Here is a 6,597-nt window from a genome sequence, read left to right as displayed (position 1 = left end):
GTCATGTTCAGTTACCGGTTACAACCACCGTCAGGAGCAAGCAACAACCCCGGACAGCAAAGACTATTTTAGCGTCAGTTTGGCTGTCGGTCAGCTAATCCCCTAAAATTAAAGGAAAGCCTGGGAGGAAAACTAGAGTTATGACTTTTAATATCCGACAATTAGATAATTTAGACTACGATGAAGCCGAACCCTTATTAGAAGATTATATTACTGGAGCGATCGAAGAATATATCAATTCGCCAGAGGGAGAGGCCTATTATCAAGAAAAACAAGAAGGTGGTGGTTGGATTGCCAGCTTTATCGAGTTGGGCTATCTCTATGAAGGTTATACCCTTGCTACCATGACTAAGGCAGATGTGCAAATCTTAATGGAGAAGATTTTACCACGCAAAATTACTGTCCTCGATCCGACGGAAACGGAAGATGCTATCCCTGAATTAATTAGTTTTTGGCAATTTCTGGGACGAGAATATAAATTAACTCAGGCTAAGGCTATTATTAAATATTTAGAGCAATTAGGCGATCGCTTTAGTCAACTGATGAACAATCCCAGCAGTGGCGGTTTTATGAAAAATCTCCTGTTACAAGCGCATCAGCAGGGTTTTGATATCAGCAGTCAGGAGGGTTTAACAGCTTTTCAAGAAAAATATAATGCCGAACAACGCGCCAAACAGCAAGCGGCAGCAATATTGAAACAAACGCCTCCAGTTGTTCCTAAATCGGAAAATGTTCCCAAGGCAATGCAGGCCAAATATCAAGAAATTATCGATATTACCGATAAATTTGCCGCTCAATATCTTAATGAAGAATACGCCCAACTTATTCGCCAATTAACCGCAACTTTAGCTCGCAAGCGTCCCTCTCCCCTAGAAAAAGGTAAGGCTAATTCCTGGGCTGCCGGCATTACTCACGCCCTAGGAATGGTCAATTTTCTCTTCGATCCTAGTCAAAATCCCCACATTTCAGCCACAGAACTTTATAAAGCTTTTGGGGTTGCTCAAAGTACAGGACAAGCTAAATCAAAACAAGTGAGAGATTTACTGAAGATGTCCTATCTTGACTCAGAATGGGCTTTACCAAGCAATTTAGAGAACCATCCTAGCACTACAGTCCAGAAGTTAATCACTACCATGCTCGGTTATAGTTAGGGTTTGCCGCAAAAAGTCTGTTGATGGAGTTAGGAGGCACTCTTGCAGCAGTAGATTCCTGAATGACCCAATCTCGATCGATCTTGCCGACTAGACTCTAGTTACCTCTCCAGTTAAACTATAGTAGTCAATAGTTATAAAGTTTTAAACGATAACCTATTGTCAGCCTTTTTAACTGGTCACTTTATTACCCACCTATGTTAGACAGTTTCTCCCCCCAAACCTCTAGCGTCGTCCTCGCTTCGGTGGCGGACTATTTCAAAGTCCTGTCGGAAGTCAGTCGCCTACAGATTCTCAGTTGCTTGCAATTAGGCGCAATGAATGGTAAAGAAATCGCTGAAGCTACCGGACTGGGTCAAGCCAATCTCTCCAAACACCTGAAAGCTTTAACCCAATCGGGAATTATCTCGCGGCAACCCCAAGGAGTCAGCGTTTACTATCAAATTACCGACCCCGTGATCTATGATCTCTGTAAGGTGGTTTGCGATCGCATTAGTCAGCAAATGCGTCAACGGGCCAGAGAATTCGAGAGTCTGCCGGCTTTCCATCTCCCTAAATAGGGTCCGAAAAAGTTTGTTGCTGGGGTTAATCACAGAAACCAAAAACCTAACTAATACTATCCAAAATTACTCATGACTATGCTACAATAGTTTTATGAGTAGGTTGACCAGATCAGAAGCGGCTAAATTAAAAGGTGTAAGCGTATCGACATTAAGACGTTGGGAGTCTGAAGGTAAACTAATACCAGAAAGAACTGCTAACGGGCATCGTCGTTATACCGTCTCTCAGTTGCTTGGAGTAAAAGAGAATCTTTCCTATACTGTTGGCTATTGTCGCGTTTCTAGTCATGATCAAAAGAAAGATTTAGAACGTCAAAAAGAAGTTGTCGAATTGTTTTGCGCTTAAAACGGTTGGCAAGTTGAAATTATAGACGACTTAGGTTCAGGACTTAACTACAACAAAAAAGGATTAAAGCGATTAATTTGATTGATTGTTGATAGTAAAGTAGAGAGATTGGTCTTAACTCATAAGGATAGATTACTTAGATTTGGTAGTGAACTAATCTTTAGTCTGTGTGAGCAATTCGGAACTGAAGTTGTCATTATCAATCGAACTGAAGACAGTACATTTGAAGAGGATTTAGCGCAAGATGTCTTAGAAATTATTACGGTATTTTCCGCTAGATTGTATGGCTCTAGAAGCCATAAAAATAGAAAAATCGTAGAGGAGTTAAGAGACGTTGCTACTAGGATTCAAGACTGAGTTAAAACTAAATAATCAACAACGCTCATTATTAGCCCAACACGCAGGAACCGCACGTCATGCTTGGAATTGGGGTTTGGCTTTAACCAAGCAAATTTTAGACCATAATCAAGCTAACCCTGATGAAAAAATCAAGTTTCCTACGGCTATTGACCGACCTGAATGGTTGGTAGCATTGGTAAAATCAGAGCATGATTGGTATTACCAAGTGTCTAAATGCGCTCCCCAATGGGCGTTAAGAGCTTTATCCGATGCTTGGAAAAGATGCTTCAAGAAGATAGCTAAACCACCAAATTTCAATAAGAAAGGTAAACAGGATAGTTTCACTTTAGATGGGAACATTAAAATTGCCCATCAAAAGATAAAAGTTCCTGTGATTGGTTGGTTAAAAACTTACGAGCGGCTACCTGATGGATACCAGCCAAAATCTGTCACTATTAGTAAAAAAGCTAATAGGTGGTTTATTAGTTTTAAGATGGAAGTTGAACAGCAAACAACCAATAAAACTCATGATGTAGTTGGTTGTGATCTGGGAATTAAATCTTTGGCTACTTTATCGACAGGTGAAACGTTTGAAGGCTCTAAAAGTTATCGTAAATACGAAAAACAATTAGCCAGACTTCAATACTTGAACCGACATAAGGTAAAAGGTTCAAATAATTGGAACAAAGCCCAACGGCAAATAGCTAAACTTCATTTTAAAATAGCTAATATCCGTAAAGATACGTTACATAAACTCACCACTTATTTAGCCAAGAACCACGGCCAGATAGTAATTGAGGATTTAAATGTGTCTGGGATGATGGCTAATCACAAATTAGCTAAAGCCGTTCAGGATATGGGTTTTTACGAGTTCCGAAGACAACTTGATTATAAAACTCAGTTGTATGGTTCGGAATTAATCATAGCCGATAGGTGGTTTCCTAGCAGTAAAACCTGTTCCAATTGTGGGTACAAAAAAGAGTCTCTATCTTTAACTGAAAGAGTTTTTGAGTGTGAGCAATGCCATGTAGTTTGCGGTCGAGACTTGAACGCTAGTCTGAATCTAGCTTCTTTGGCGGTGAGTTCCACCGTGTCAGCTTGGGTCGTAGATAGTGCCGACACTACTACAGTGAAGCAGGAAGTTAACGTCAAATTTGCTCATGAGTAGATTTGAGTAAGTTTAACAGAACGGACTACGATCCTCGTTTTGAATCACATCCTTGACCCAATGTAAGCGATTTTCAATTTTCCAATGTCCTCTAATTCCCTGAGCAAGATGACGGCAGTTGGGCGCATGAGAGGTCAGATAGTAACCTGTTCGCTCTTGAAATAGCCCTACCTTAATAAGGGGGTGTCAATAGGCGGGGAAATCTGATAATTTTTAACGCCTACCTACTTAAATCAGTTAATCAAACCTGAATAATTCTGGTTTGTCGCCCAAAAAAACGGGTTTCTTCAAGAAACCCGTTTTCTGTGTTTAGTGACAGAGTAGCGGCTTAAATGTGTAATTAATTTTGCTTAGGCACTTATTAATCGCTACAGTTTCTCTTGTCTAGTTATGAGCGACTGAATTGGAGATACCAGCTTAGATTTTCCTCCTATTCACACAAGAGGATAACCATTGTTTTTAGACTATGAAAACCATACAAATTAAGCTATTAACACAACTTAACAATATAAACATCGCCTTACCGGTGGCATCCCAGATAATCTCAACAGTTATAACCCAGAATATAGAAGTAATAAGGGGATAGCCAATAGCTATATGCTCTAAATTTGGTTAAGTTTTTTTAAAGTTCTTGTGAGGTTACTGAAAATTTCTTGACATAGCTAGGTAGCCTAGGCTAGACTCGCGGATGAGTTTTTAGATCAATTTGATATTCCCTAACCAATTATTCTCCTAATCTCTCGATTGGCTTTGTTGTCCATTGGGATATTTGGGATATTGTTGTGCAAATTTATCGATTTTGCCACCAAAATATCGCTGAATCCTGTTTAATTCTCTTTTTTATCCCCAGTTCATCCCATGCCTAATACCCCTTACAACCTCACAACCAACGTAACCCTAGAATCTGCGTTACCCCTCGATTCAGATATTACTTCTGCGCTACAACAGGCAACGCTGTTAATTTCTGGCAAATTACAACAGTTTGCCGATGATTCTGCCTTTGGCGACAAAATACAGGTAGCCTTTGGCACAGCAGTTAATACTGATGAATTACAAAGCCAGTGGCAAGCAGGCGATTTAACTGGCTTTCCCATCATGGAAATTGTTGCAGGAAATGACCTTAATGGGGCAAATGGGGCTTATGCAATAGTAAATAATCGAATTTACCTATCTTACGAGTTTCTGAGTCAGAATCAGGGCAATTTAGGGGCAATTGTCGCCCTGCTGTTGGAGGAATATGGCCATTATGTGGATGGATTGTTGAATAGTACAGATGCGCCGGGAGATGAGGGGGCAATTTTTGCCTCGTTGGTATTAGGAGAAAGTCTGTCTGAGGAGGCTTTGGCCTATATGAAAGCGGAGGATGATGCGGGGGTAATTAGTATTGGTGGCGTGAGTATTGCAGTTGAGAGAGCAACCACTACCGAACCCTCTCTTGTCGCCGATATTAACTCTACTAGCTTTGGCTCTAATCCCAGCAACTTTATTAAAATTGGAGACATTCTCTATTTCACCGCTAACGATGATGTCAATGGCATCGAACTGTGGCGAGCCAATCCGGCTACTGGTGTTGTCTCGCTACTCGATATTTATCCCGGAAGTAATACTTCCAGCGTCAGCAACCTAACAGATGTCAATGGCACACTGTATTTCACGGCATTTAATGGCATCAACGGAACAGAACTTTATCGCGCTCTACTTTACCGCTAACAATGGCAGCAACGGGACAGAACTTTATCGCATTGATAACGCCACCGGCAATCCGGCTTTAATTGATATTGTGTCGGGTAGCAGTAGTTCTTCTCCCCAAAACTTGCTCAATGCTAATGGTGTTCTTTATTTTACTGCCTCTAACAGTGCTAATGGTCGAGAACTTTGGAAAGTTGAGCCGACAACAGGTAATCCAGTGTTCCTCAAGGATATTTATGTCGGCAGTAATGGTTCTAACCCCGGCAATTTAACCTATAGCAACGGTAAACTATACTTCACTGCTGATAATTACAGCCAAGGGATAGAGTTATGGCAAACCGATGGCACCCCAGAAGGTACAGCTTTAGTTAAAGACATTAATGCCACAACCTTGGGTTCTAGTCCCAGCAACTTTATTAAAATCGGAGACATCCTCTATTTCACCGCTAACGATGATGTCAATGGCATCGAACTGTGGCGAGCCAATCCGGCTACTGGCGTTGTTTCTCTACTCGATATTTATCCCGGAAGTAATACTTCCAGCGTCAGCAACCTAACAGATGTCAATGGCACACTGTATTTCACGGCCAATAATGGCACTAACGGAACAGAACTTTATCGCATTGATAACACCACCGGAAATCCAGTTCTGATTGATATTCGTTTAGGGTTAAGTAGCTCTACTTTACCGCTAACAATGGCAGCAACGGGACAGAACTTTATCGCATTGATAACGCCACCGGCAATCCGGCTTTAATTGATATTGTGTCGGGTAGCAGTAGTTCTTCTCCGCAAAATTTGACTAATATTAACGGCGTTTTGTACTTTTCCGCATCCAACAGCGCTGCGGGTCGGGAACTGTGGAAAGTTGATCCCGCTAATAATTTACCAATATTAGTCAGCGATATTCGACCTGGCAGTACCGGTTCTGATCCCACTAATCTAATTTTTGGTGGTGGTACTGTATATTTTACCGCGAATAATGGAACCAACGGAATAGAACTTTATCGTGTAGATCCGACCACTGGAAACATTGTTCTGTTGGATATTAATACCGGTTCGGGAAGTTCCAACCCCCGTAATCTAATTGATATTAACGGCACACTCTATTTCACCGCCACTAATAGTCTTAATACAGAGCGGTTTTACAAAATTGACCCCACAACTGGCCAACCAGTACAACTGAGTGTACCTAATTTAAGAAACGATGATGCCGGATACCTTGACCAATTTACCCGGGTAGGAGACCGCCTCTACTTCCGCAACTCCAATTGGAATAATGAGTTTACAATTTACCGTCCCCTTTATACAATTGACCCCGCCACAGGCAATGTTGTCCAGGTT

Annotated in this window: 5 protein-coding genes and 2 pseudogenes; all 7 read left to right on the top strand. The window is 41.2% G+C overall.

The window, feature by feature from the left end; all coding sequences use genetic code 11:
• Positions 1 to 140 precede the first annotated feature (140 nt).
• Positions 141 to 1,151, top strand: coding sequence for a DUF6398 domain-containing protein (locus LW728_RS22585; protein ID WP_287768423.1), 1,011 nt, complete (start codon positions 141 to 143; stop codon positions 1,149 to 1,151).
• Between the two features lie 197 nt (positions 1,152 to 1,348).
• Entirely contained in the window at positions 1,349 to 1,711 is a 363-nt protein-coding gene (locus tag LW728_RS22580; protein ID WP_004268370.1) for an ArsR/SmtB family transcription factor, read from the top strand.
• 94 nt (positions 1,712 to 1,805) lie between these two features.
• Positions 1,806 to 2,414: pseudogene (locus LW728_RS22575) on the top strand (IS607 family transposase).
• Positions 2,392 to 3,564 carry an RNA-guided endonuclease InsQ/TnpB family protein gene (locus LW728_RS22570; RefSeq protein WP_287664480.1) on the top strand — a complete coding sequence of 391 codons (1,173 nt, stop codon included), beginning with the start codon at positions 2,392 to 2,394 and terminating at the stop codon, positions 3,562 to 3,564. The pseudogene LW728_RS22575 and the gene LW728_RS22570 overlap by 23 nt, the downstream one beginning before the upstream one ends.
• An 858-nt stretch (positions 3,565 to 4,422) precedes the next feature.
• The gene (locus tag LW728_RS22565) at positions 4,423 to 5,274 is read left to right on the top strand and encodes a hypothetical protein (RefSeq protein WP_287768420.1); all 852 of its coding nucleotides are present in this window, start codon (positions 4,423 to 4,425) and stop codon (positions 5,272 to 5,274) included.
• On the top strand, positions 5,228 to 6,010 hold the full coding sequence (locus tag LW728_RS22560; RefSeq protein WP_287768417.1) for an ELWxxDGT repeat protein: 783 nt from the start codon (positions 5,228 to 5,230) through the stop codon (positions 6,008 to 6,010). The genes LW728_RS22565 and LW728_RS22560 overlap by 47 nt, the downstream gene beginning before the upstream one ends.
• Positions 6,011 to 6,018: 8 nt before the next feature.
• Positions 6,019 to 6,597, top strand: a pseudogene (locus LW728_RS22555) (hypothetical protein); the annotation flags it as partial.

Source organism: Microcystis sp. 49638_E5 (assembly GCF_021300285.1).
Classification (GTDB): Bacteria; Cyanobacteriota; Cyanobacteriia; order Cyanobacteriales; family Microcystaceae; genus Microcystis; species Microcystis aeruginosa_C.
This window is presented reverse-complemented; position numbering and strand designations above follow the sequence as displayed.

Coding starts and splice junctions, on each gene's coding strand:
- LW728_RS22585 (WP_287768423.1), top strand. CDS start 141: ATGACTTTTAATATCCGACAATTAGATAATTTAGACTACGATGAAGCC.
- LW728_RS22580 (WP_004268370.1), top strand. CDS start 1,349: ATGTTAGACAGTTTCTCCCCCCAAACCTCTAGCGTCGTCCTCGCTTCG.
- LW728_RS22565 (WP_287768420.1), top strand. CDS start 4,423: ATGCCTAATACCCCTTACAACCTCACAACCAACGTAACCCTAGAATCT.
- LW728_RS22560 (WP_287768417.1), top strand. CDS start 5,228: ATGGCATCAACGGAACAGAACTTTATCGCGCTCTACTTTACCGCTAAC.